A 23,913-nucleotide genomic window follows, 5' to 3' on the forward strand; every position below is an offset into this window, starting at 1 on the left:
CCTGCGCGCGTCCCGCCGTACCGCAGAAGGCTCGATCGGGCCGGGGAGCGGACCGATCCGGTCAAACACCGAGAGATCGGACGAATTCACACCGTTCCGAACTGTTCCAAACACTCCGGCGCCGTCTTATCGTGCCCAGGTCTGGTTTCTCCAACGATTGAGGGGATTGCGATGCCCGATCACCTGCCCCGCCGCCAGGTCCTGCGGACCGCCGGCGCCCTGGGCCTCGGTGCCGCCGCCGCGGGCGCTCTCAGCAGCACCGCGGAAGCCGCCACCCGAACCGCCACCCAAGCCACCACCGGCACCGGTACGCCGGATAAGTTGCACGGTATGGGCGCACACCACGGCAAGCTCGAGATCCGCAAGGACCCGTTCGGCACCACCCCGGACGGCCAACCGGTGGACGTGTACACGTTCACCAACGGCCGGATGACGATCTCGATGCTCACCTGGGGCGCGACGATCCAGCGGGTCGAGACGCCCGACCGCCGCGGCCACATCGAGAACATCAGCCTCGGCTTCGACAACCTGCCGGACTACGCCAAGCTCAGCCCGTACTTCGGCGCCACCATCGGCCGGTACGGCAACCGGATCGCCAAGGGCAGGTTCACCCTCGACGGGGTGACGTACCAGATCCCGGTCAACAACGGCGAGAACGCCTTGCACGGCGGCACGATCGGCTTCGACAAGAAGGTCTGGACGGCGAAGGTCGTCCAGGACGACAAGTCCGTCGGCGTCGCGTTCACCTACGTCAGCCCGGACGGCGAGATGGGCTTCCCGGGCACGCTCACCAGCACCGTCACGTACACCTTGGACAGGCGCGACAACCTGCGGATCGACTACCACGCGACGGTGGACGCGCCGACCGTCGTGAACCTCACGAACCACGTGTACTTCAACCTGCTCGGCGAGGGCAACGGGACGATCTACGACCACGTGCTCGAGCTGAACGCGCCGAGGTACACCCCGGTCGACGCGGGCCTGATCCCGACCGGCGAGATCGCCCCGGTCGCGGGTACGCCGTTCGACTTCAGCAAGCCGACCGCGATCGGCAAGCGACTGCGTGGTGACCACCAGCAGCTCGTCTTCGGCCGCGGCTACGACCACAACTTCGTCCTCGGCGGACAGCCCGACAGCCATGGCATGCGGCTCGCTGGACGGTTCTGGGAGCCCGAGCACGGCCGCACCATCGAAGTACACACCGACCAGCCCGGCGTCCAGTTCTACAGCGGCAACTTCCTCGACGGCACCTTCCTCGGCATCGGCAAGAAGGCCTACCGCCAGGGCGACGCCTTCGCCTTCGAGACCCAGCACTTCCCCGACTCCCCCAACCACCCCAACTTCCCGTCCACGGTCCTGCGCCCCGGCCAGACCTACAAATCCACCACCATCTACTCCTTCGGCGCGAAGTAGCCGTTCGTCGTCAGACCGGCAGCGCCAGGGTGAAACTGGTGCTGCCGGGCCGCGACGCCAGCGTGAGAGTGCCGGCGTGGGCGTGGGCGATGGACTCGGCCAGAGACAGCCCGAGGCCCGTGCCGCCGGTGGAGCGGGTGCGGGCGGTGTCGGCGCGGGTGAAGCGCTGGAAGACGTTCGGGAGCAGGTCGGCCGGGATGCCAGGGCCGTCGTCGTGGACGGTCAGTAAGGCGGAGTCCTCGCGGTGCGTTGCGGCGACCGTCACCGTCGTACCGGGCGGGGTGTGCCGGCGGGCGTTCGTCAGCAGGTTGGTGACGACCTGGTGCAGACGTTGCTCGTCGCCGGTCACGATGATCGGCTCGGCCGGCAGCTCCAGTTCCCAATGGTGGCTTGGGGCAACGATCTCGGCGTCGGCGACCGCGTCCCGGGCCATCCGGGACAGGTCGACCGGGCGCCGGTCCAGCGGCCGGCCCGCGTCGAGACGGGCGAGCAGTAGCAGGTCCTCGACCAGCGACGCCATCCGTGTCGTCTCGACCATCACCTTCCCCATCGCGTGCGTGAACAACTCGGGGTCGTTCTGATGCAGACTCAACTGCGCATAGCCGTGGATCGTGGTCAGCGGCGTCCGCAGCTCGTGCGACGCGTCCGCGACGAACCGCCGGACCTGCTGCTCGCTGCGGTGCCGCGCGTCGAGCGCATGCTCCATATGACCGAGCAACCTGTTCAGTGCGACCGCGACCTGGCCGACCTCGGTGTGTTCGTCGGTGAGCTGGTCCGGGACCCGGGCGGTGACGCCGATCTCGCCGGTGTCGAGCGGCAGCGCGGCGACCTCGCGGGCGGTCTGCGCGACCCGGCGCAGCGGCCGGAGTTGCCGCCGTACGACGAAGATCGCGACCCCGCCCGCGGTCAGCACGCCGATGCCGCCGAACAGCGCCTCCCACCCGATCAGGCTGGTGATCGTGTTCTGGATGTCCTTCGTGGGCAGGCCGGTGACGACCGTGATCGAGCCGACGCCGGTCGCGTGCACGCGGTACGTGCCGAGGCCCGGTACGTCGACCGTGCTGCTCTGACCGGTCGGCACCTGGTCGAGTACGTCGATCGCCTGCTGCGACAGGTCGGCCAGCCGGCCGTCAGAGGTGATGACACTGCCGGCCGCCGCGGACGCCTGCAGGTACAGCGTGACCGTACCGGCGTCCTGTCCGTGCGGGGAGTCCGGCGGCGGACCGTCGTTGTGCAGGGCGCCGATCGCCCGGCCCTGCGCGGCGGCCACCTTGCCATCAAGCTGACGCGTCAGGTACGAGCTGATCGCAGCGGTCGTCAGGGCACCGATCACGATGCTCACCACCGCGACCAGCACCACCATCGCCGCCGCGACCCGGACACTCAACGACCGCGCCGCAACCCTCATGCGTCCCAGCATCCGCGCCGTGTCCGGATACTCGCTTCACATTCCCTGTGACCTTCCTGGGAATCCATTCGTTTGAATTGCGAGGTTAGAAGTGCGGTAAGACTGGGGACGTTCGAGACGTTTCCCGATTCGCCTCCCCTTTCGGGGCCGGAAACCGGTAGCCTCGTGCAGCGCGCTATGGGGGCCGCCGTACCACCCACCCGACGAACTGCCGGAGAGCCCAAACCGGTCAGGAGAGCACGTCTTGCAGGAGAACACCAGCACCACCAGTACTGGCGAACTGGTCAACGTACCCCTCACCGGTGCGGACAAAGTCGCCTACGCTTTCTACGCGACCGCGGCTGCCGCGGCTCTGGTCGGCCAGGTCTGGGCCGGCGTGACCCACATCCCCTGGCCGAGCGACGGTTTCTCGCCGTTGCTCAAGATCATCCTGGTCACCCCCGCGGTCGCGGTGCTCGAGCTCGGTGGTGTCGCCACCGCCGCGCTCGCGGACCTGCGCCGGCGCAAGGGTGAGCAGGCCTACGCCTACCGCGCGATGTCGTTCTTCGCGGCGCTCGTCGCGGTCGTCTTCAACGTCGTCGGGCACTGGCGTCCCGAGGAGCGGTTCCTGGCCTTCGGCTTCGGCGGCCTGTCCGCGTTCGCCTACGTGCTCTGGCTGATCCACAGCTCGGCCCGCCGCCGCGACGCGCTGCGCCGCGCCGGACAGATGCGCGACACCGGCCCGGTGTACGGCATCGTCCAGTGGGCCCGCGAGCCGCGCGTCACCTGGCTGGCCCGGTCGCTCGCGATCGAGCACGGCTACACGCTCTACGAGAGCCTGCGCGCGGCGCACGACCAGATCCGCAACCGCAGCCGCCGCGAGGCGATCGCCGGGACCGTTGCCGAGTACATCCGTTCCGAGCACCAGGACGAGCGGCTGGCGAAGATCGCCGAGACGACGTACGACCCGGACCGGCTGGCCGGGATGCTCGAGGAGCGGATCAACTACGAGGTCATCACGAACAAGCTGACCAAGGCGATCTCGCCGCCGCCGGAGCCCGAGGACCGGCCGGCCGTACCGGCCGCCGTCTGGGTGCTCGAGGGCGGGCAGCCGCGGCGGGCCGACAACACCGGCGTCGGGCTGCGCGACGACGACGCCTGGACCGGCGAGCTGATGGCGATCGTCGACCCCGACCCGGCCGACAGCGGGAACGTGTCCGAGGCGGTCGTCGTCGAGGACGAGAGCGAACCGCAGCACGTCGTGAACGGTACGTCGAGCAGCCTGAAGCCGTTCGCCCCGCAGCCGAAGGCCGAACCCCTGGTCGAGAAGCCGAAGCCGCCGTCTCCGTTCGCCGCCCCGGCCGACCCGCAACCGCCGGCGCTGATCACGCCGGAGGTGGTCAGCAAGCCGGTCGAGGAGGAAACGGTCGAGCCGACCGACCTGGAGAAGAAGCGGACCCGGGCGTGGAACATGCTGGCCGACTGGCCCGAGGGCCTCGACCGCACACCGCAGAACCTGGCCACGGCTGTCATCTGCAGTGAGCCGATGGCCGCCCGTTTCATCGAGCAGTACGAAGCCGAGCACGGAGTCGTGTTCGCCTCGCAGAACTGATTCACCCGGCTGCCGGTGGACCTCCCAGGTTCACCGGCAGTTCCGCGAGACCGCTCACCAGCACACGACGCCATTGGAGTTCTTCGGCCGGCTTCGCGAGGCTCATCCGCGGGAACCGCCGTACCAGCGCCAGCAGCGATTCCTGCAACTCGATCCGGGCCAGCTGGGCGCCGAGACAGAAGTGCGGTCCGAAGCCGAACGACAGGTGCTTGTTGTCCTTCCGGTCGATCCGCAGCTCGTCCGGAGCGTCGTACGCGCGCGGATCCCGGTTCGCCGAGTTGAGCGCGGCCATCACCCCGTCACCGGCCTTGATCTGTACGCCGTGCAACTCGACGTCCTCGAGCGCGACCCGCAGCTGCCCGACCTCGCTGAACCGGTTGAACCGCAGCAGCTCCTCGATCGCGGACGGGATCAGCTCCGGCTCTTCCACGAGTCGTGCCCAATTGGACGGCCGGCGCAGCAGTGTCGCCAAGCAGCTCGAGATCTGGTTCGCGGAGGTCTCGTGCCCGGCGACCAGCAGGTTGACGCCGAAGGCAATCAATTCCTCCTGGCTGAGCCGGTCGCCCTCCTCGCGGGCACGCACCAGCTCGTCGAGCAGGTCCTCGGGCGGCGCCGCCGTGGTGGCCAGTTTTCGCGTGACCAGATCCTCGATGTACGCCGTCAGGTTGGTCATCGCGTCCTCGACCAGGTCCTTCTCGGCCATCTTCATGCTGTACCCGAGCTCGGTCCACTCCCGGAACTGCGCGCGGTCCGCGTACGGTACGCCGAGCAGCTGGCAGATCACCTGGATCGGCAACGGCAACGCCACCAGCTGCCGGATGTCCGCACCGTCACCGGCCCGCGCGACGTCCTCGGCGAGCTGCGCGGACAACTCCGCGACCCACGGCCGGGTGCGCTCGATCTTCCGGTGCGCGAACGTTGGGACGACCAATCGTCGCAACCGGGTGTGCTCCGGCGGGTCGGTCGTGGTCAGGCTGTTCGGCATCGGCTTGGCCAGCGCGACCCGGGGCGCGCCCTGCTTGACCACCGCGGCCCGCGAGAACCTAGGGTCGGCCAGCACGAGCTTCACGTCGTCGTACCGCGTCACCAACCAGACCTCGGCCCCGGCCAACGTCCGCACCCGGGCAACCGGCCGCCCCTCGCGCAACTCCGCGAACGTCGGCGAAGGGTCGAACCGGAACGCATCCTCGAACGGAATCTGCAGCACGGTCTCGCTCATGCCTGAACCCTATGCAGGTCAGGTTGACCTTCGCTCACCGTCGCCGCGCGTTGCTCCAGGGAGCTCCGATCTCGCTGAAGAGGGCGAGTTCGTCGGCGGCGCGGTCGATCCAGGGTTCGACGTCGCGGAGGATCGGGTGGCGGTCGAGGCCTTCGCCTTGCCAGTCGATCAGGTCGGCCGGGATCTCGGCGGGGTCGGCAGCTGTGCGGACCGCCTCCACCACGCGGGTGAAGCCGCCCGTCGCGGCCAGCGGGCAGTAGAGCGGGACGGAGGGGTCCGCGCGATGCGCGAGCAGGTTCTCGAGCAGATCCGCACGCTCGTACGTCCGCACGGTTCGAGCGTCGCCTTGGTGGAGCTCGAGCGTGTCCGATGTGTACCGCAGCACGGCGCGACCCTCGGAGCCGTGCACGGTCACGGACGGCTCCAACTGTTCGCCGGCGCACAATGTCACCGCGATCAGGATCGGCGTACCGCGGCTGGTCGTGATCCGGACTGTCGACGTGTCGTCGGATTCGATCGGGTTGGCGCGGTAGAGCTCCGTCTCCACCTGCCGTACGTCGTCGACGCCGGTCGACCCGTCCAGCAGCAACGCGGCCGCCGCCGAATGCGCCAGCGGGTTCGTGACCGCGCCGTCCACCACGTCGACGCCGTCGAGGTGCCGCCGGCCGGACCAGCGGGCGCGCTGGAAGTACCTCGCCGTACGCAGCCACTTCCCGGTCGCGCTGATCCCACGGATCTCGCCGAGCTCACCACCGGCAACCATCGACGCCAACCCGAGCGTCGCCTCGGACGCCTGCGCCTGGAAGCCGACCTGGAGCGCCCGCCCGGTCTCCGCCACCACCGACGACAGCTGGTCGAACTCGGCCAGCGAAGCCGTCGGCGGTTTCTCCAGCAATACGTCGGCACCCGTGCGCATCGCCAACTCCGCCAGCGGGACGTGCGTCTGGATCGGCGTACAGATCACCACCACGTCCACCTCGACGGCGGCCAGCAGTTCGTCCAGGCTCGGGAAGACCTGAACGGCCAGGTCGCCGCCGCCCTGCGGATCGGCCACGGCGACCAGCTCGGCGTCGGGCAGGCGGAGCACGTTACGGACGTGGGAGGCACCGTGGCCGTGGATTCCCACCACGGCCACGCGCTTCCCCGTCATCGGCAATCAGTTGCCATCAGCAACACTATTTGAGCCCGCCCTTGACCTCGTCCAGGAATGCCTTGGCCGCCGCGTCCGGCGCCTGCCGTCCGAACAGTACGTCGGTGGTGTACCGCTGGATGATCTTCTCCACCTGACCACCACCGACCGGCGGCGCCGGCGACGGCTCGCCGAGGTCCGCCTTGATGTCCTGGATGAACTTCGCGGTCGCGGCGTCGGCCGGCTGCAGCTTCGGCGTCACCTCGGCGCGCACCTCCGTGTTCGGCGGCACGCCCCGCTCGGCCAGCAGTACGTTACCGGCGGCCGGGCTGTTCGCCAGGTAGTTGACGAACTCCGCGGCCTCCTTCTGGTGCTTGGACCGCGACGAGATCGACCAGAACATCGAGCCCTTGTAGTACGAGCCGTTGTCCGCTGCCTTGCCGTCGGTGCTCGGGACCCGCAGCAGCTTCAGCTGCTGGCCGGTCGCCTTGCTGAAGGCCACCAACTGGTTGCTCCAGATGAACGTCATCGCGAGCTTGCCGGTCGCGAACGCCGACTGGTCGAGCGACGCGTTCATGTCCTGCGAGATCGCCTCGGCCGACGGGATCGCCTTCTCGTCGCGGAGCTTCAGGATGTATTTGAAGAAGTCGGTGGTCTTCTCCGGGGAGACGCCGAGCTTGCCGTCCTTCGTCCAGAGCGACTCGCCGTTCTGCCGGGCCCAGAGGTTCAGGCCGGCCTCGTTGCCACCGAGCGTGCCGGTGCCGGTGATCTTGCCCCCGGTCTTGCTGGTGATCTCGGCGGCGGTCTTGGCGAAGTCGTCCCAGGTCCAGGTCTTGTCGTCCGGGATCGGTACGCCGGCCGTCTTGAACGCGGCCGGGTTGACGACCACCGCGAACGAGTTGATGCCGGCGTTCAGCCCGTACAGGCCGTTGTCGAACTCGCCGGCGCCGAGCGTGTCCGGCTCGAACTTGCTCGTGTCCAGACCCTGCGCCTTCTTCAGGTCGAGCAGCGCGCCGCGATCGGCGTACTCGCGCAGGTACTTCTCGTCCATCTGGATGATGTCCGGTGCATCGTTCGCGGCGACCGTGGTGGCGAGCTTGTCCCAGTACCCGGACCATTCGCCGTACTCGCCCTTGATCGTGACGTTCGGATGGTCCTTCTGGTACGCGTCGATCACCTGCTGGGTGAGCTTGGTCCGGGTGTCCGAGCCCCACCAGGTGAACCGGAGCGTGACCTTGCCGCCGTCCGACGACGACGCCGCACCACCGGAGTCGCCGCCGCAGGCGCTTGCCGCCAGCAACGTGGTGGCCAGCGCCAGCGCCGTGAGGGCGCGTGGGATGTGCCTCATGTGGTGAACCTTTCAGGTGATGACACGAGCGTTACTTGATGCCGGTGGTCGCGATGCCCTTGATCAGGAACCGCTGGCCGAGCAGGAAGGCGAGGAAGACCGGGACCAGGGAGACGACCGACATCGCGAACATCGAGCCCCAGGACGAACTCGAGGTCGCGTCGACGAACGACCGCAGCGCCAGCGGGACGGTGTACTTGTGCGGGTCGGTCAGGTAGATCAACTGGCTGAAGAAGTCGTTCCAGGTCCAGATGAACGTGAAGATCGTCGTGGTGGCCAGCGCCGGGACCATCAGCGGCAGGATGATCCGGAGGAAGATCGACGCCTTGCCGCAGCCGTCGATCCGGGCGGCCTCGTCGAGCTCGCGCGGGATGCCGCGGATGAACTGCACCATCAGGAAGACGAAGAACGCGTCGGTGGCGAGCAGCTTCGGCACGATCAGCGGCAGCACCGTGTTGATCCAGCCCAGGTGCGAGAACAAGATGTACTGCGGCACGATCACCACGTGGATCGGCAGCATGATGCTCAGCAGCATGATCGCGAACCAGAACTTCTTCCCGCTGAACTCCAGCCGGGCGAACGCGTAGGCCGCCATCGAGCAGGACACCAGGTTGCCGAGGATCGAGCCGAGCACCACCAGCGCGGAGTTCAGCAGGTACCGGGTGAACGGTTCGGTCAGCGCGTTCCAGCCGACCCGGTAGTTCTCGATCCGCAGGTCCTTCACCAGGATCCCGGGGTCGCGGAAGATCTCGTTGCCGGGCCGCAGCGAGCTGACCACCATCCAGATCACCGGGTACAGCATCACCAGCGCGGAGCCGGCCAGCACGACGTGGATCACCAGCGGCCGGATCCGGGTCCAGGTGATGCCCCAGGTGCGGCGGGTGGCGACGGTACGGGACAGCGTCTCAGTCGTCATAGAACACCCAGTACTTCGAGGCGAAGAAGTTCGCGGCGGTGAAGACCCCGATGATCACGAGCAGGAACCACGCCATCGCGGAGGCGTAGCCCATGTCGAAGTTCCCGAAGCCCTTGTCGTAGAGGTACAGCGTGAAGAACATCGTCGAGTCCGACGGCCCGCCGCTACCCCCGGAGACGACGAACGCCTGGGTGAACGACTGGAACGCGTGGATGATCTGCAGCACCAGGTTGAAGAACACGATCGGGGTGAGCAGCGGCAGCGTGATGCTGAAGAACCGGCGCAGCGTCCCGGCGCCGTCGACCGCCGCGGCCTCGTAGTACATCGCCGGGATCTGTCTGAGTCCGGCCAGGAAGATCACCATCGGCGAGCCGAACGTCCAGACGTTGAGCACGACCAGCGTGCCGAGCGCCGTACTCGGATCGGAGATCCAGCCTTTGCCGTGGATTCCGACAATGTCCAGCACCTGGTTCAGCAGGCCGGTGGTGCCGAACACCTGCCGCCAGAGGATCGCGATCGCTACGCTCGACCCGAGCAGCGACGGCAGGTAGAAGATCGACCGGTAGAACGCCATCCCGCGCACCCCGCGGTCGAGCACGACGGCCAGCAGCAGCGCGATCATCAGCTGCAGCGGGACCGAGACGAACACGTAGGTGAACGTCACCCGCAGCGAGTTGTGCAGCCGCTGGTCGGAGAGCATCCGGGTGAAGTTCTCCAGCCCGATCCACTTCGGCGCCTGGATCAGGTTGTAGTCGGTGAACGACAGGTACAGCGAGGCCAGCATCGGCCCGATCGTGATCAGGAAAAGACCGAGCAGCCAGGGGGCCAGGAACAGGTAACCGGCCAGGTTGTCCTTCTTCTGGCCGAGCCCTTTCTTGCCCCGCAGACTGCCCAGCTCACCTAGCGCACTCATGGTCACCTCTCTTCCATCCCCGCCGTCCTCCGGCAAGCGGCGGGCGCGGAAAACGCTTGCCTTGGCCGGTCAAACTAGCCCGGGAAACCGGTTTACGCAAGGGTTCGCCGACCGGCCGGGATGTCCGGATGCGGACGTTTGCGCGGTCTTGACAGAACAAAGTCCGGGAGCGACAGTTCCTGACATTTGGCAACCGCTTACCGACAGGATCACCGATGCTGCGACGTACGTTTCTGACCGGTTCGCTGACCACCGTGGCGCTCGGTGCGCTGCATCCGGCGGCCGCTCGTGCTGAGGTAACTGCTGTGGACGACGACTTCCTGAACCTGCTCACCGAGGCGAACCGGAAACAGATTCCGATCGTGCTCGGCAACTACCAGAACGCTTCCGACAGCGTCCGGACCGTCGCGCGGAAGGCGCGCCGGCTCGTCTCCGGCTACGTCTGGGGCAGGTCGTCGTACCACCACGACGCATCGCTCCTCGGGCCGCTGACCTGGCTGATCGAGCAACTCGCCGTACGGCAGCACGAGGACGGCCTGTACGACGTGGGCAACCTGCACTCACCGCCGGACAGCGCCTTCGCGATCCAGGACGTCTGCATGCTCTACGCGCTGCTCGACGCGGACGGGCAGGCTTCGACCGCAGGTTTGCGGACAACGCTGGCGTCGGTGATCAAGAAGGCCGGGCCGGCGTTGGCCGCGGGCGGCGTACACACGCCCAACCACCGGTGGGAGGTGTCCGCGGCGCTCGCCCGAGCGAACCACCTGTTCCCGGACCGGCGGTACGTCGCGCGGATCGAGGACTGGCTCGACGAGGGTATCGACGCGACGCCGGACGGGATCTACGGCGAGCGCAGTTCGACGTACGCGGCCGAGGTGACGAACCCGTGCCTGCTGACGATCGCCTGGCTGCGCGCCAAGCCGGCCCTGCTGGAGTACGTACGGCGGAACCTCGACGTGACGCTGTACCTGCTCGAACCGAACGGCGAGGTGGACACGACCGCGTCGCGTCGCCAGGACCAGAAGGGGGGCCGCGAGGTCTGGTGGTACCTGACCCAGTTCCGCGAGCTCGCTCTGCACACCGGCGACGGACGGTTCACGACTGTTGCCAAGAGCATCGAGGCGCGCGGCACCGGCGAACTCGGCGACTTCCTGGCCGAGGTCCTCGAGCGCCCTGAACTTTCCGCCAATCTCCCGGCCGCCACGCCCGCCCCGGCCGACTTCATCCAGCACTACCCGTCCCAGGCATCGGTCCGGATCCGCCGCGACGACCGGACGGCGACGATCTTCGGCGGCACGGACTTCCACGACATCCCGGTGATCTCGTCGGGCCTGTCCACGAATCCGACCTTCTTCAAGCTCCGCACGGGTTCCGCGATCCTCGACTCGGTCCGCCTGTCACCACAGTTCTTCAGCACCGGCCACTTCCGCAGCGACGGCCTGCGCCGTACGGCACCCAACACGTTCAAGCTCCAGCAGGAGGTCAAGGTCCCGTACCACCTCCCGCTCCCGAAACGCTACCGCCGGGCCGACGGCCGCTACGCCCTCACCCCCGAGGGCCGCTTCTACGCGTCAATGGACTTCCCGCACCGCCCGAAGCAGTACCGGACCCTACGAACCGAGGTCACAATCGTCGAGCTCACCAACGGCTTCGACCTGACCTTCGACTTCACCGGCGACGAAACCGCCTACGCCATAGAACTCTGCTTCCGCCCCGGCGGCACCCTCACCGGCGTAGACCCACTAGATGCCCCCGGCAACTACCAACTGGCTTCCGGCACCGGCACCTACAAGGTAGGCGCGGACCAAATCACCTTCGGCCCCGGCAACGGCCCCACCCGAGTCCCCATGGACCCAGGCGAGCGCTACACCTACCTAGGCGGCAACCTCACCCCCGACGGCCTCCGCGTCTACCTCACCGGCCGCACCCCAGGCCACCAACTCCTGCAACTACGCACCACATGAGCCGGCTGCCGTGTGGGTGGGGTTAGCGGGTGAGGAGGTGGGCGGCGGCTTCGGTGGCCCAGTAGGTGAGGATGGTGTCGGCGCCGGCGCGGCGGATGGCGGTGAGGGTTTCCAGGATGGTGGCCTCGCGGTTGAGCCAGCCGTTGGCGGCGGCGGCTTCGATCATCGCGTACTCGCCGGAGATGTTGTACGCGGCGACCGGGACGTTCACGTGGTCGCGGACCTGGCGGATGATGTCGAGGTAGGCCAGCGCCGGCTTGACCATCACGATGTCGGCGCCTTCGGCGATGTCGAGGTCAACTTCGCGGATGGCGTCGCGGGAGTTCGCGTTGTCCTGCTGGTACGTCTTGCGGTCGCCGGTCAGCGACGAGTCGACGGCCTCGCGGAACGGGCCGAAGAACGCCGACGCGTACTTCACGGCGTACGCGAGGATCACAGTGTCGACGAAGCCGGCCGCGTCCAGCGCGGACCGTACGACGCCGACCTGGCCGTCCATCATCCCGGACGGGCCGACGACGTGCGCACCGGCGGTGGCCTGCGCGACGCCCATCTCCGCGTAGATCTTCAGCGTCGCGTCGTTGTCCACCCGGCCCTTGGAGTCGAGTACGCCGCAGTGCCCGTGCGACGTGAACTCGTCCAGGCACAGGTCCGACATCACCAGCAGCGAGTCGCCCACCTCGGAGACCGCGTCCCGGATCGCCACGTTGAGGATGCCCTCAGGGTCCAGCGCACCGGACCCGACCGGATCCTTCGACGAAGGTACGCCGAACAACATCACGCCGCCGAGACCGAGCTGCGCCGCCTCCGCGACCGCCTTCCGCGCGGTGTCCCGGGTGTGCTGGACGACGCCCGGCATCGACCGGATCGGGATCGGCTCCCGCGCGTCCTCGCGGACGAACATCGGCAGGATCAGCTGCCGCGGTTCGAGCGTGGTCTCCGCGACCAGCCGACGTACCGCCGCCGACGACCGAAGCCGCCGCGGCCTGACCTCCGGGAAACCACCAGACACGATGCCTCAGCTCTTACGACGTGAACCCGAGCGACGTTCGGACGGACGGGTGACCGGCTCACCGGCCTCCACCATCGTGTCACGCCGATCCGCACCGAACCGGGCGAGGGCGTCGGCGAGCTCCTCGACCGACGGCGTCTCGGCCATCGCGTCGACCCGCAGGCCATGTTCCTCGGCGGTCTTCAGCGTGGCCGGACCGATCACCGCGATCACGGTCGACGCGTGCGGCTTGCCGGCGATGCCGACCAGGTTCCGGACCGTCGACGACGACGTGAACACGACCGCGTCGAACTTGCCGGACTTGATCGCCTCGCGGGTCGGCGCGGGCGGCGGGGCGGCCCGGACGGTCCGGTACGCCGTCACGTCGTCGACCTCCCAGCCCAGATCGGTCAGGCCCGCGACCAGCGTCTCGGTGGCGATGTCGGCACGCGGCAGGAAGACCCGGTTGATCGGGTCGAGCAGCTCGTCGTACGGCGGCCAGTCCTCGACCAGCCCGGCGGCCGACTGCTCACCGGACGGGACCAGGTCCGGACGGATGCCCCAGGCACCGATCGCCTCGGCGGTCTTGTCGCCGACCGCGGCGATCTTCAGCCCGGAGAACGCCCGCGCGTCCAGCCCGTACTCGTCGAACTTCTCCCGGACCGCCTTCACCGCGTTGACCGAGGTGAACGCGACCCACTCGTACCGGCCCTCGACCAGGCCGCGGATCGCCTTGTCCATCTGCTGCGGGTTCCGCGGCGGCTCGACGGAGATCGTCGGTACCTCTTCCGGCATCGCGCCGTAGCGACGCAGCCGGTCCATCAGCGGACCGGCCTGGTCCTTGGTCCGCGGCACCAGGATCCGCCAGCCGAACAGCGGCTTGGTCTCGAACCAGGACAGCGACTCACGCTGCTCGACCACCGCGCCGACCACGATCACGGCCTCGCCGGTGACCTTCGCGGTCCGCAGGTCGGTGACGATCGTCTCGAGCGTGCCGACCACGCTGGTCTGCGAGGTCGTCGTACCGCCGACGGTCGCGGCGACCGGGGTGGCGGCGTCGAAGCCGGCCTCGATCAGCCCGGCGACCGTCTCCTTCAGCACCTCGGACGTGTTCAGCAGCACCAGGGTCTGCTTCGGCTGCAGCCGGGTCAGGTCGAGCTTGTTCTCGGCGAGGTCGACGACGGTGACCTCGCGGTCGCCCTTCATGGTCAGCGGGATCCCGGCGTACGTCGGCACCGCGCTCACCTCGCTGACACCCGGGACGACGTTGAACCCGATGCCCGCCTTCTTGCACGCGGCCGCCTCCTCGGCGCCGCTGGAGAAGGTGAACGGGTCACCGGTCAGCAGCCGGACGACGTTCGCCGCGGTCTTGGCCGTCTTCACCACGAGCCGGGCCCGGGCCGCGACCTTCAGCGCCCGGCTGCCCTCGGTACCGGAGCCGTCGACGACCTCGACGCCGGGCCGGCAGTATGCCAGGAACGGGTCGTGTTCGGGGCCCTCGACAACGACCGCGTCGGCGTTCGCGAGCACGTCCCGGCCGGCCAGCGTCAGCAGCGCCGGGTCACCAGGACCGACGCCGACGAACGTGACATGGCCGAGCGGTTTGGTCTGCTTGACGGTACTGGTGGCGGCCTTCTGCGGTGCCGCGGTGGCGGCTGTCTTCGCGCTCACGTCTGCCTTCGCCCTCGTCGTTTTCGTGCTCGTCCTGTGGGCCGTCTTCTGCGCCGTCTTCCGGGCAGTTTTCTGGACCGTCTTCTGGGCTGTTTTCTGGGCCGTCTGGGCCTTCTTGTGCGCCGTGCTCGTGCCCTGTGCCGGTGTCATGTTCGCTCCAGCAACTCGTTCGCCAGCGCTCTGCCGAGACCCGCGGGGTCGTCCACCGGGCCGTTCGCGGACAGCCGCCGGACGCCGTCCTCCTGGCCGAGCGCACCCCGCAGCCACAGCTCCGGGCCGTCGTCGCCCTCGACCACCTCGGCGAGCGCGCCGACCGGAGCCGTGCAGCCTGCCTCGAGGGTGGCCAGCAACTGCCGCTCCGCGGTGACCGCCGCCCGGGTGGCCGGGTCCTCCAGCGGTGCGAGCGCAGCCAGTACGTCGGTGGCGTCCGCACGGCACTCGACAGCCAGGGCCGCCTGTCCCGGCGACGGCAGCATCTGGATCGGGTCCAGCGTCTCGGTCACCTCGTCGAGCCGTCCCAGCCGGGCCAGCCCGGCGCGGGCCAGCACCACCGCGTCGACCTTGCCGTCGGCAACGAGGCCGATCCGGGTGTCCACGTTGCCGCGGATGCCCGTGCACTCCAGGCCCAGACCGAGCGCCTCGATCTGCGCCGACCGGCGCGGCGCACCGGTACCGATCACCGCGCCGCGCGGCAGCTCACCGAGGGTCAGCCCGTCGCGGGCGACCAGGACGTCGCGCGGGTCCTCACGGACCGGGATCGCGCCGATCACCAGACCGTCGACCGGCGCGGTCGGGAGATCCTTCAGCGAGTGCACGGCGATGTCGATCTCGCCGGCCAGCAGCGCGTCCCGCAGCGCGCTCACGTAGATCCCGGTGCCACCGATCTGCTCGACCGGCGACACCTTGTCCACGTCGCCGGTGGTGGAGATCGGGACCAACTCGACCTCGTGACCGAGGTTCCGGAGCGCGTCCGCGACCAGCGTGGACTGCGCGATCGCCAGCTTGGACCGGCGGGTACCAAGTCGAATCTGCCGAATCTGCTGGGTCATGCCTGCTCACCACCCTTCGGCGTGGTGACCGCGTCGACGGCCGCCTGGTCGAGTGCGAACAGCTGCCGCAGCGCGTCGGCGTACGTCGGTCCGCCCGGATCGCCGCCGAGTTCCTTCACCCGGACGGTCGGGTTGTGCAGCACTTTGTCGACGACCCGGTGGATGGTCCGCTCGACCTCGTGCCGCTCGTGCTCGTCGAGGTCCGGCAGCCGGCGCTCCAGCCGGGCCAGTTCCTGCTCGACCAGCGAGGTCGCCATCGCCCGCAGCGCGACCACCGTCGGCGCCACCGACGCGGCCCGCCGGGTCGCCTCGAACGCACCGGTCTCCTCGCCGACGATCCGCCGTACCTCGTCGATGTCGGCCTCGCTGCCGCCCGCCGTACCGACCAGGTCGGCCAGCGTGATCAGCGTGACGCCCGGGATCCGGGCCGCCTCGGGTGCGACGTCGCGCGGGAGCGCCACGTCCAGTACGCCGAGGGCGCGCCCGTCGGCGGCGTTCCGGATCATCTCCTCGGTGATCACCACGCCGCGAGCGCCGGTGCAGGACACCAGCAGATCGGCCTCGGTCAGCGCGGCCGGTACGTCGGCCAGCCGGATCGCCGTACCGCCGATCCGGTCGGTCAGCGCGACCGCGCGGTCGTAGTTGCGGTTGGCAACCGTCACGCTCTGCGCGCCGTTGGTCATCAGGGTCTGCGCGGCCAGCGAGGCCATCGAACCGGCGCCGACGATCAGCGCCCGGCGACCCTCGCTACCACCGACGGCTTCCAGCCCGGCGGAGACGACCGAGCGGCCGGCCGAATCGATGCCGGTCTCGGTCCGGGCCCGCTTGCCGACCCGCAACGCGTGCTGGAACAGGGCGTTCAGGTCGGTGCCGATGGTCTCGTTGTCCTGGGCGGCCCGGAGCGTCTCCTTGAGCTGGCCGAGGATCTGGCTCTCGCCGACGATCATCGAGTCCAGCCCGACCGCGACCTGGAACAGGTGCGCGACCGCGCCCTCCTCGAAGTGCACGTACAGGTGCTCGGCGAGGTCGAGCAGCGGTACGCCGGTGACGTCGGACAGGATCGCGGTGACCTCGTCCATCCCGGCGTGGAACCGGTCGACCACTGCGTACACCTCGGTGCGGTTGCAGGTGGCAACGACCGCGGACTCCGCCACGGCAGCCGAGTTGCGGACCATCAGACCGAGCTTGGTCGCGGCCTCCGCGTCCAGCGCAACCCGCTCGAGCACATCGATCGCAGCGGAACGATGGCTGATACCGACTACCAGATAGCTCATGCGCCGAGGCCTCCCCCGACACTCGGGAGATCCGTCAGGCCGTTCATCGTTGGTAGTTCGGGCACCTCGGGGAGCGCCGCCTCTCCGGACTTTCGTTGTTCGTGGTACGCCAGGATCTGAAGCTCGATCGAGAGGTCCACCTTGCGGATGTCGACGCCGTCGGGCACGGACAGCACCACGGGCGCGAAGTTCAGGATGCTGGTGACGCCGGCGGCGACCAGCCGGTCGCACACCTCCTGCGCCGGACCGGCGGGAGTGGTGATGACCCCGATCGAGACCCGATCGGCCTTCACGATGTCCTCGAGCTGGGCGAAGTCGCGGACCTCCATGTCGCCGATCCGCTCACCGACCAGGTTCGGGTCGGCGTCGAGCAGCGCGACGATCCGGAAGCCGCGGGTGCCGAAGCCGGAGTAGTTCGCCAGCGCGTGGCCGAGGTTTCCGATCCCGACGATGACGACCGCCCAGTCCTGGGTGACGCCGATCTCGCGGGCGATCTGGTAGCGCAGGTACTCGACGTCGTAGCCGACGCCGCGGGTGCCGTACGACCCCAGGTAGGACAGGTCCTTGCGGAGCTTGGCCGAGTTCACGCCGGCCGCGGTCGCCAGGTCCTCGCTCGACGCGGTGGCGGTCCCACCGTCGGAGAGCGCGGTCAGGGCCCGCAGATACACCGGCAAGCGCGCGACAGTCGCCTCGGGGATGCCGCGTTCGGTTCTCGTCGGCGGGCCGGGGCGACGGCTGCTGGCACGCGTCACAATTCTCCTGGGAGCGGTTGGTTCACCGCGGTCTGACGGCCGGCGGCTCTCTTACTCTAGGAGCTTGTGAACGTGAGAACAAAATCGGTGGAAGTGAGCCCTACCTCATCAGGGCTTTTCGCAGTCGGGCGGGGTCCACACGCCAGAAGTCGTGCTGCTTGCCGTCCACGAAGGTGACCGGGATCTGTTCCCCGTACTGCGTGAACAGGCGGTCATCCTGGGTGATGTCGACCTCGCTCCACTCCACGCCCGCCTCGGCGCAGACCGCCCGGATGACCTCCCGGGCGTCGTCGCAGAGATGACAGCCCGGCTTTCCATACATGACGACTCTGGTCATCGCTCCCGCAACCGTCCCTTCGCGACCTTGCCGGTGACCGAGTGCGGGAGGTGGTCGACCACCTCGATGTCGACCGGGCTCTTGAACCGGGCCAGCCGGCCCTCGGCGTACGCGCGCACCTCCCGGACGTCGACCGATGCGTCCGGCAACGGCACGACGAACGCCTTCACCGCCTCGCCGGTCTCCTCCGACGGTACGCCGATCACCGCCGCCTCCCGGACCCCCGGAGCCGCGACCAGGACGTCCTCGACCTCGCTCGGGAAGACGTTGAAGCCGGACACGATGATCAGCTCGCGCAGCCGGTCGACCAGGAACAGGTCGCCGTCGGCGTCCAGGAACCCGACGTCGCCGGTCCGGTACCAGCCGTCGGCGTCCGGGCCGTCCGCCCCGTCCGGCCAGTAGCCGGAGAACAGGTTGCCGCCGCGGATCAGGATCTCGCCGGGGTCGTCGCCCTCGACGTCCTCGCCGCGCTCGTCGGCGATCCGCAGCTCGACGTTCGGCAGCGGACGACCGACCGAGCCGGGCTTCGGCGCGGCCTCGCCGAGCGTCGTGGTGACGCCTGGGGAGGCCTCGGTCAGTCCGTACCCCTGGTGGACGTACAGCCCGGTCGCCTGCTCGAACCGGTCCGCGAGCCCGCGGTCGAGCGTGGACGCGCCGGTCAGGACGACCTTGACCGTCTTCAGTGCGGCGCGCAGATCCGGGCGGGACAGCAGCGCGTGCAGGGCCGGCGGGGCGAGCGGCAGCCGCGTCACGCCGTACCGTCGGATCAGCTCGAGGGTCTGCTCGGGGTCGAAGCGGCGCTCGACGATCAGCGCGGCGCCGGTCGCGACCGCCCAGCCGAGGACCGCGTTCAGACCGAAGGCGTGGAACATCGGCAGCACCCCGAGGACCACGTCGTCGGGGCCCATCCGGTCCTCGCCGAGCTCGGTGAGGTTTCGCACGTTTGCGGCAAGTGCCCGATGGGTGAGCATCGCGGCACGCGGATCTCCACTGGTTCCGGACGTGTACAGAAGCACCGCGAGCGACTCGGGATCGATCGGCGGCGGTAACGGAACGTCACCATGGAGCTCGTCCGGAGCCACCGCCCGGAGACCTTCGATGCGGTCGGCAAGGACCGCGTCGGCGATCGCCAGCCGGGCCCCGGAGTGCGCCGCGACAGTCGCCAGCTCGGGCTTCGTGAGACCGGTGTTCAGCGGTACGGCGACCAGGCCGGCGCGAAGAACGCCCAGGTAGGACGTGACAAATTCGATGCTGTTGGCAACCAGGAGCAGGACCCGGTACCCGGGCACCAGGCCGGCCGCGGCGAGCCCCCGCGCGGTCCGGTCGACGGCCTGGTCGAGCTCGCTCCAGGTCAGCCGCCGGTCGCCGTCGACCAGCGCGAGACGCTCGCCGTGACGTTGCGCTGTGTCACGAAGGATGTCCGCGAAATTCACGTTCACCAGGCGAGTCTGTCACGGCCGGGATGCAGGCACGGACGCACCGGGTTTGGCCAGAACGGTTGCAGCAGAGCGTGACCACCGATATACAGGTGACTTCGCGAGCGAGCTTCTGCTGAACCTCACACTGCAGAAACCCGTCCGCGCGGGGACCCTCATGCGCGATGTACCACCCCCGACAGCAGGCTGCTCCGTGATGTGCGGACGCGGTCCGCTGGCGCATTCACGCAAGCTTCGGACCGGACGGAAGGCGGCACGCCCCAGCCTGTTGACAGCCCGTACATGAGCAGTAACGTTCGGTGCTGTCCCAGAGTCACTGAGGCCATTCGCGGATGTGTCGAACGACGTGTCAGTCGAACGGGGAGACAACTTGACCACGCCGGAACCAAGCCCGGACGGGATGCGACGTGCTGAGCTCGTCGATCGCGCCCAGGCCGGGGACGTCGGTGCCTTCGGTGAGCTGTACGACGAGTACTCGCTCACCGTCTATCGCTACATCTACGCCCGGGTGTCGTCGTCGGCACTCGCCGAGGACCTGACCAGCGAGACCTTCGTCCGGGCGCTCCGGGCGCTGGACTCGTTCCGCTGGCAGGGCCGGGACTTCGGCGCCTGGCTGGTGACGATCGCCCGGAACCTGATCACCGACCACTACAAGTCCGGCCGGGTCCGGCTCGAGGTGGTCACCGACGAGATCGAGACCCACGACCGGCAGACCGAGGGCCCGGAGATCGACGTGCTGGCCGCGGCCACCGCCGAGGTACTCCGGGACGCGGTGGCCGGCCTGCCCGACGAGCAGCGCGACTGCCTGACCATGCGGTTCTTCGCCGGTCTGTCGATCGCCGAGACGGCCAAGGCGCTGGAGAAGTCCGAAGGCGCCGTCAAGCAACTGCAACTGAGGGCCGTACGGCACTTGGCGAAGGTTATCCCCAAGGACTTGAGATGAGGCGGATGACAACGAACGTCTTTCGTAACCCGTCAGGGAGTTACCTCGTTTGCCTGGTGAGGACCTGTCGGTGACCCCGACTGGCCATTGAGGAGAACGAGAACTCATGAGTGACCTACACAGGGCTCGAGCGCGCGCGGAGGCATTCGCGCACGCCGTCGATCACGGGCCCCGTCACTCCGCGCGACTGGGCGACGATCCAGAGTTGCTGGAAGCTGTGGAGCTGGTCGGACGGCTGAGGACCGCCGGCGCAGTTGCACCGCGACCCGAGTTCAGTGCCGAGCTGCGGCACCGCCTGATGGAGCAGGCGGCGGCGCGGGCGGCGACCACTGCGACTCAACTGACGGTGCACACAGCACCAGACGACTCGGACGACCCGCCGGGTAGCGAGGACGTTGGCGCGTCCGTGACAGATATCCGCCGCCGCCAGAGCCGGAGGATCCGGCTGGTGGCATCGACTGCCGCGCTGGTGCTGCTGGGAGGTGGCATCGGTTCTGCCGCCGCCGCCCAGCAGGCGATGCCCGGCGACACCTTGTACGGGATGAAGCGCAGCATCGAGAACGTGGCCACCAATGTGGGCGTCGGCGACGACTCCCGCGGCCGGCGCGATCTCGAACATGCCATGACCCGGCTGTCCGAAGTCCAGGAGCTGGCCACCAACGGCGGCTCGGTGGGCACGATCAACGCGACCCTGGACGACTTCTCGAAGCAGGCCCGCCAGGGCGTGTCCAGACTGCTCGCGTCGTACCAGCAGAACAGCGACCAGAGTTCGATCACGGCGATCACGAGCTTCATCACCAGCGCCCGCCAGGCTCTCGGTGAGCTCGCGCCGCAGTTGCCACCCGAATCGCTGAAGTCCGGAGTCGAGGCGCTCGCCACCATCGAGCAGCTGGCCGGCCACACCGCGGCCGCCTGCCCGAAGTGCGACGCACCGAAGCCGGCTTCCGGTGCACCGAGCACCGGTTCGAACCGTCCGAACCGCACCAGCCCCGGCGCTACCCAGCCGAGCGATCCGGTCCAGGCGTCCTCGACGAGTCCGAAGGCCTCGGCGACGATCCCGACCCCGGTGGACTCCGGCTCGCTGCAGCCCAGCACCGCGCCGACCAACCTGCCGAACACGACGATCGTCGAGGAGTCCACCGCTCCGCCGCCGAGCGCCCTGAAGACACCACCCAAGACGTCGTCGTCGAACTCGCCGATTGCGACGCCCACGGTGCTGCCTTCCACCCTGACCCCGTCCACACCGGCGTGGCCGTGGCCGTTCCCGTCCACCCCGCTGATCAACCTGCCCGGCGTTCTCCAGACGTTGCTTCCGCCCTGGAAGTAGCAGGCACCAGTCGTGCAAAGGCCCCCGGCATTCGCCGGGGGTCTTTCGCGTGTTTCTTGGTGCCTGTTGGTGCCTGTTGGTGCCTGTTGTGGTCAGAAAGGTCAGAAGAAGACGCTGCGGCGCTGCATGAGCAGCGTGTAGAGGGTCTGCTGGATGGTCTCGCGGACCTGGTCGGTGACGTTGAAGACCAGCATCGGGTCGTCCGCGGCGCCGTCGGGGAAGTCGTCGGTCCGGATCGGTTCGCCGAACTCGATCAGCCACTTCGACGGCAGCGGGATCAGCCCGAGCGGGCCGAGCAACGGGAAGAACGGCGTCACCGGGATGTACGGGACGCCGAGCAGCCGGGCCAGCGAGGCGATGTTGCCGACCAGCGGATAGATCTCCTCGGCGCCGACGATCGAGCACGGCACGATCGGTACGCCGGTCCGCATCGCCGCGCTGACGAACCCACCGCGGCCGAACCGCTGCAGCTTGTACCGCTCGGAGAACGGCTTGCCGAGACCCTTGAAACCTTCCGGCCAGACGCCGACCAGGTTGCCCTGCCGGAGCAGGCGTTCGGCGTCGTCGTTGTTCGCGAGCGTCGCACCGCCCTTGCGGGACAGTTCACCGACGAACGGGGTCTGGAAGACCAGATCCGCGGCGAGCGTCCGCAGTGGGCGGCCGGTGTGGTCCGCGACCACCACCTGGCTGACCAGACCGTCGAGCGGCATCGTGCCGGAGTGGTTCGCGACGATCAGCGCGCTGCCGTCGGACGGGATGTTCTCGATCCCGCGGACCTCGACCCGGAACCAATTCTCCACCATCGGCCGCAGCAGCGGCAGCAGGACCTGGTCGTTGAGGTCGGCGTCGTACCCGAACTCGTCGAGCTCGTAGTCGCCTGTCACCCGCCGCCGAAGAAACGCCAGCCACTCCGCGACCCGCCGCTCCCCTTCAGCCCCGAACAACCCCCGCACCGCCCGCTCCAGACCGGCGAAGTCGAAGCTTGCGTCGGTTGGTCGCTCCTCGGTGTAGGCCGGGGACTCGACGACCGGCTCTGCCGTCTCTTCAACGGGCTGCTTGCGGCTCTTCTTCGGCCGGGTCTGGTCACCGGCGAGCGCGCGGGCTGCTGCCGACGGGGTGGTTCGGCGGTTGCCGCGGCCGGGGCGGCCGCCGGAGCCGATCGGGATGACGTCTGCGTCAGCCACGGAGCGCTCCCAGGCCGGCGCGCAGCAGGCCGGAGGCGCGGGTCACCGCGCCGGTGCCGAGCGACCTGCGGAAGTCGTCGAACGCCTCCGCGGTCGTGTACTTCGGCTCGAACCCGAACTCGCTGCGCATCCGTGTCGTGTCCACACCCCGCCCGTACGTCAGGAACGTGATCTGGTCCGGTGAGAAGTCCGCCAGCCGCGCGCGCCGGACGACGGCGGCCGTACTCGACGCGGTGAACGAGGGCAGCCGCAGCGTCGGCCGGCCGAGCCGGCGGATCGCCTGGGACAGCGAAAGGACGCCGTCACCGGCCAGGTTGAAGGTCCCCGGCAGCTCTTCGACGGTCGCGTGGTGGATCGCCTCGACGCCGTCGTCCTCGTGCAGGAACTGCAGGCGTGCGTCGTACCCGAAAACGGTCGGGACCACCGGGAGGGCGAAGTACCGCGTCATCGGGGAGTCGGTCTTCGGGCCGATCCAGTTCGCCATCCGGAGCGTGGAGACGCAGACGTCGGGGCGGCGCCGGGCGAATCCCCGGACGTACCCCTCGACCTCGACCGCGTCCTTGCTCAGCCCGTGGTGATGGATCGCCCGCGGCGCCATCTCCTCGGTGAACATCGCCGGATCCCGCGGACCCGCGCCGTACACCGTGGTCGACGACTTCACCACCAGCTTCGCCACACCGGGCGCCTTCTGGCACGCGGCGAGCAGCTGCATGGTGCCGATGACGTTGATCTCCTTCATCGACGAGCGGCCGCCGGCGCTGCCAGGGGTGGCCACCACGCCGGTGTGCACGACCGTGTCCACATCCTCCGCGGCGATCACCTTGGCGATCACCGGGTTGCGGATGTCGGCCCGGACGAACCGGACCCGGCCGAGCTCCGCGCGCGGCGGGACCACGTCGACACCGATCACGGTGCCGATCGACGGGTCCTCGGCCAGTCTCCGGGCACAGCGAGCACCGGCGTCTCGCGAGACGCCGGTCACCATCACTACCTGTGCCACGAGCTACCCCCAGCCGGACCGGGCGCGGCAGACCAGTGCTACCTACTGCTA

20 protein-coding genes are annotated in these 23,913 nt (G+C 68.9%); 5 read left to right on the top strand and 15 right to left on the bottom strand.

The features are described from left to right. The first annotated feature begins 171 nt into the window (after positions 1-171). Positions 172-1,413 (top strand): aldose epimerase family protein, encoded by a 1,242-nt coding sequence (locus FB475_RS11675; RefSeq protein WP_141855241.1) that lies wholly within the window; start codon positions 172-174, stop codon positions 1,411-1,413. Between the two features lie 10 nt (positions 1,414-1,423). Here the strand turns inward: FB475_RS11675 and FB475_RS11680 are convergent, their stop codons facing one another. After that, positions 1,424-2,821, bottom strand: coding sequence for a sensor histidine kinase (locus tag FB475_RS11680; RefSeq protein ID WP_238332098.1), 1,398 nt, complete (start codon positions 2,819-2,821; stop codon positions 1,424-1,426). Between the two features lie 244 nt (positions 2,822-3,065). Between FB475_RS11680 and FB475_RS11685 the strand changes: the two genes are divergently transcribed. Continuing rightward, positions 3,066-4,412, top strand: a complete 1,347-nt coding sequence (locus FB475_RS11685) for a hypothetical protein (protein ID WP_141855245.1) — start codon at positions 3,066-3,068, stop codon at positions 4,410-4,412. A gap of 1 nt (position 4,413) precedes the next feature. On the opposite strand, the gene FB475_RS11690 is transcribed toward FB475_RS11685, so the two are convergent. From FB475_RS11690 to FB475_RS11710, 5 genes are read right to left on the bottom strand one after another with little or no spacing between them, the layout of a single operon-like run. Beyond that, a complete protein-coding gene (locus FB475_RS11690) occupies positions 4,414-5,631 on the bottom strand; it encodes a cytochrome P450 (protein ID WP_141855247.1) in 1,218 nt (405 codons plus the stop codon). Between the two features lie 34 nt (positions 5,632-5,665). Then, on the bottom strand, positions 5,666-6,781 hold the full coding sequence (locus FB475_RS11695) for a Gfo/Idh/MocA family protein (RefSeq protein ID WP_141855249.1): 1,116 nt from the start codon (positions 6,779-6,781) through the stop codon (positions 5,666-5,668). Between the two features lie 25 nt (positions 6,782-6,806). Further along, entirely contained in the window at positions 6,807-8,108 is a 1,302-nt protein-coding gene (locus FB475_RS11700) for an ABC transporter substrate-binding protein (RefSeq protein ID WP_141855252.1), read from the bottom strand. Between the two features lie 31 nt (positions 8,109-8,139). After that, the gene (locus tag FB475_RS11705; protein ID WP_141855256.1) at positions 8,140-9,024 is read right to left on the bottom strand and encodes a carbohydrate ABC transporter permease; all 885 of its coding nucleotides are present in this window, start codon (positions 9,022-9,024) and stop codon (positions 8,140-8,142) included. Continuing rightward, entirely contained in the window at positions 9,014-9,937 is a 924-nt protein-coding gene (locus tag FB475_RS11710) for a carbohydrate ABC transporter permease (RefSeq protein WP_141855257.1), read from the bottom strand. Before FB475_RS11710 ends, FB475_RS11705 begins: the two co-directional genes overlap by 11 nt. A 215-nt stretch (positions 9,938-10,152) precedes the next feature. On the opposite strand from FB475_RS11710, the gene FB475_RS11715 reads away from it, so the two are divergent. Beyond that, entirely contained in the window at positions 10,153-11,901 is a 1,749-nt protein-coding gene (locus tag FB475_RS11715) for a hypothetical protein (protein ID WP_141855259.1), read from the top strand. 22 nt (positions 11,902-11,923) lie between these two features. Here FB475_RS11715 and hemB read toward each other — a convergent pair whose 3' ends face one another. The 7 genes from hemB to FB475_RS11750 all read right to left on the bottom strand — a co-directional run bounded on the left by hemB (position 11,924) and on the right by FB475_RS11750 (position 19,411). Next, complete coding sequence (gene hemB / locus FB475_RS11720; RefSeq protein ID WP_141855262.1) at positions 11,924-12,910, bottom strand: porphobilinogen synthase; 987 nt, start codon at positions 12,908-12,910, stop codon at positions 11,924-11,926. A gap of 6 nt (positions 12,911-12,916) precedes the next feature. Further along, on the bottom strand, positions 12,917-14,560 hold the full coding sequence (locus FB475_RS11725; protein ID WP_141855264.1) for a bifunctional uroporphyrinogen-III C-methyltransferase/uroporphyrinogen-III synthase: 1,644 nt from the start codon (positions 14,558-14,560) through the stop codon (positions 12,917-12,919). A 146-nt stretch (positions 14,561-14,706) separates the two neighbouring features. Continuing rightward, positions 14,707-15,609, bottom strand: a complete 903-nt coding sequence (hemC, locus tag FB475_RS11730; protein ID WP_141855266.1) for a hydroxymethylbilane synthase — start codon at positions 15,607-15,609, stop codon at positions 14,707-14,709. Next, complete coding sequence (locus FB475_RS11735; RefSeq protein WP_141855268.1) at positions 15,606-16,883, bottom strand: glutamyl-tRNA reductase; 1,278 nt, start codon at positions 16,881-16,883, stop codon at positions 15,606-15,608. Before FB475_RS11735 ends, hemC begins: the two co-directional genes overlap by 4 nt. Beyond that, positions 16,880-17,635 carry a redox-sensing transcriptional repressor Rex gene (locus FB475_RS11740; protein WP_141855269.1) on the bottom strand — a complete coding sequence of 252 codons (756 nt, stop codon included), beginning with the start codon at positions 17,633-17,635 and terminating at the stop codon, positions 16,880-16,882. Before FB475_RS11740 ends, FB475_RS11735 begins: the two co-directional genes overlap by 4 nt. A 100-nt stretch (positions 17,636-17,735) precedes the next feature. Then, complete coding sequence (locus FB475_RS11745) at positions 17,736-17,972, bottom strand: glutaredoxin family protein (protein ID WP_141855271.1); 237 nt, start codon at positions 17,970-17,972, stop codon at positions 17,736-17,738. Beyond that, the gene (locus FB475_RS11750) at positions 17,969-19,411 is read right to left on the bottom strand and encodes a class I adenylate-forming enzyme family protein (RefSeq protein ID WP_141855273.1); all 1,443 of its coding nucleotides are present in this window, start codon (positions 19,409-19,411) and stop codon (positions 17,969-17,971) included. The genes FB475_RS11745 and FB475_RS11750 overlap by 4 nt, the downstream gene beginning before the upstream one ends. Before the next feature lie 367 nt (positions 19,412-19,778). Here FB475_RS11750 and FB475_RS11755 point away from each other — a divergent pair, with 367 nt between their 5' ends. After that, positions 19,779-20,351 carry a sigma-70 family RNA polymerase sigma factor gene (locus FB475_RS11755; protein ID WP_238332099.1) on the top strand — a complete coding sequence of 191 codons (573 nt, stop codon included), beginning with the start codon at positions 19,779-19,781 and terminating at the stop codon, positions 20,349-20,351. Between the two features lie 205 nt (positions 20,352-20,556). Next, on the top strand, positions 20,557-21,678 hold the full coding sequence (locus FB475_RS11760; RefSeq protein WP_238332100.1) for a DUF5667 domain-containing protein: 1,122 nt from the start codon (positions 20,557-20,559) through the stop codon (positions 21,676-21,678). A 101-nt stretch (positions 21,679-21,779) separates the two neighbouring features. Here the strand turns inward: FB475_RS11760 and FB475_RS11765 are convergent, their stop codons facing one another. Beyond that, positions 21,780-22,862, bottom strand: a complete 1,083-nt coding sequence (locus tag FB475_RS11765; RefSeq protein ID WP_141855277.1) for a lysophospholipid acyltransferase family protein — start codon at positions 22,860-22,862, stop codon at positions 21,780-21,782. Further along, the gene (locus tag FB475_RS11770; RefSeq protein ID WP_141857933.1) at positions 22,855-23,847 is read right to left on the bottom strand and encodes an NAD-dependent epimerase/dehydratase family protein; all 993 of its coding nucleotides are present in this window, start codon (positions 23,845-23,847) and stop codon (positions 22,855-22,857) included. Before FB475_RS11770 ends, FB475_RS11765 begins: the two co-directional genes overlap by 8 nt. Positions 23,848-23,913 lie beyond the last annotated feature (66 nt).

This window comes from Kribbella jejuensis, assembly GCF_006715085.1.
GTDB classification, from domain to species: domain Bacteria; phylum Actinomycetota; class Actinomycetes; order Propionibacteriales; family Kribbellaceae; genus Kribbella; species Kribbella jejuensis.

What these genes read in the sequence shown, in the direction of transcription:
- FB475_RS11675 (WP_141855241.1), top strand. Translation starts at nt 172, where the DNA reads ATGCCCGATCACCTGCCCCGCCGCCAGGTCCTGCGGACCGCCGGCGCC.
- FB475_RS11680 (WP_238332098.1), bottom strand. Translation starts at nt 2,821, where the DNA reads ATGAGGGTTGCGGCGCGGTCGTTGAGTGTCCGGGTCGCGGCGGCGATG.
- FB475_RS11690 (WP_141855247.1), bottom strand. Translation starts at nt 5,631, where the DNA reads ATGAGCGAGACCGTGCTGCAGATTCCGTTCGAGGATGCGTTCCGGTTC.
- FB475_RS11695 (WP_141855249.1), bottom strand. Translation starts at nt 6,781, where the DNA reads ATGACGGGGAAGCGCGTGGCCGTGGTGGGAATCCACGGCCACGGTGCC.
- FB475_RS11700 (WP_141855252.1), bottom strand. Translation starts at nt 8,108, where the DNA reads ATGAGGCACATCCCACGCGCCCTCACGGCGCTGGCGCTGGCCACCACG.
- FB475_RS11705 (WP_141855256.1), bottom strand. Translation starts at nt 9,024, where the DNA reads ATGACGACTGAGACGCTGTCCCGTACCGTCGCCACCCGCCGCACCTGG.
- FB475_RS11710 (WP_141855257.1), bottom strand. Translation starts at nt 9,937, where the DNA reads ATGAGTGCGCTAGGTGAGCTGGGCAGTCTGCGGGGCAAGAAAGGGCTC.
- FB475_RS11715 (WP_141855259.1), top strand. Translation starts at nt 10,153, where the DNA reads ATGCTGCGACGTACGTTTCTGACCGGTTCGCTGACCACCGTGGCGCTC.
- hemC (WP_141855266.1), bottom strand. Translation starts at nt 15,609, where the DNA reads ATGACCCAGCAGATTCGGCAGATTCGACTTGGTACCCGCCGGTCCAAG.
- FB475_RS11735 (WP_141855268.1), bottom strand. Translation starts at nt 16,883, where the DNA reads ATGAGCTATCTGGTAGTCGGTATCAGCCATCGTTCCGCTGCGATCGAT.
- FB475_RS11745 (WP_141855271.1), bottom strand. Translation starts at nt 17,972, where the DNA reads ATGACCAGAGTCGTCATGTATGGAAAGCCGGGCTGTCATCTCTGCGAC.
- FB475_RS11770 (WP_141857933.1), bottom strand. Translation starts at nt 23,847, where the DNA reads ATGGTGACCGGCGTCTCGCGAGACGCCGGTGCTCGCTGTGCCCGGAGA.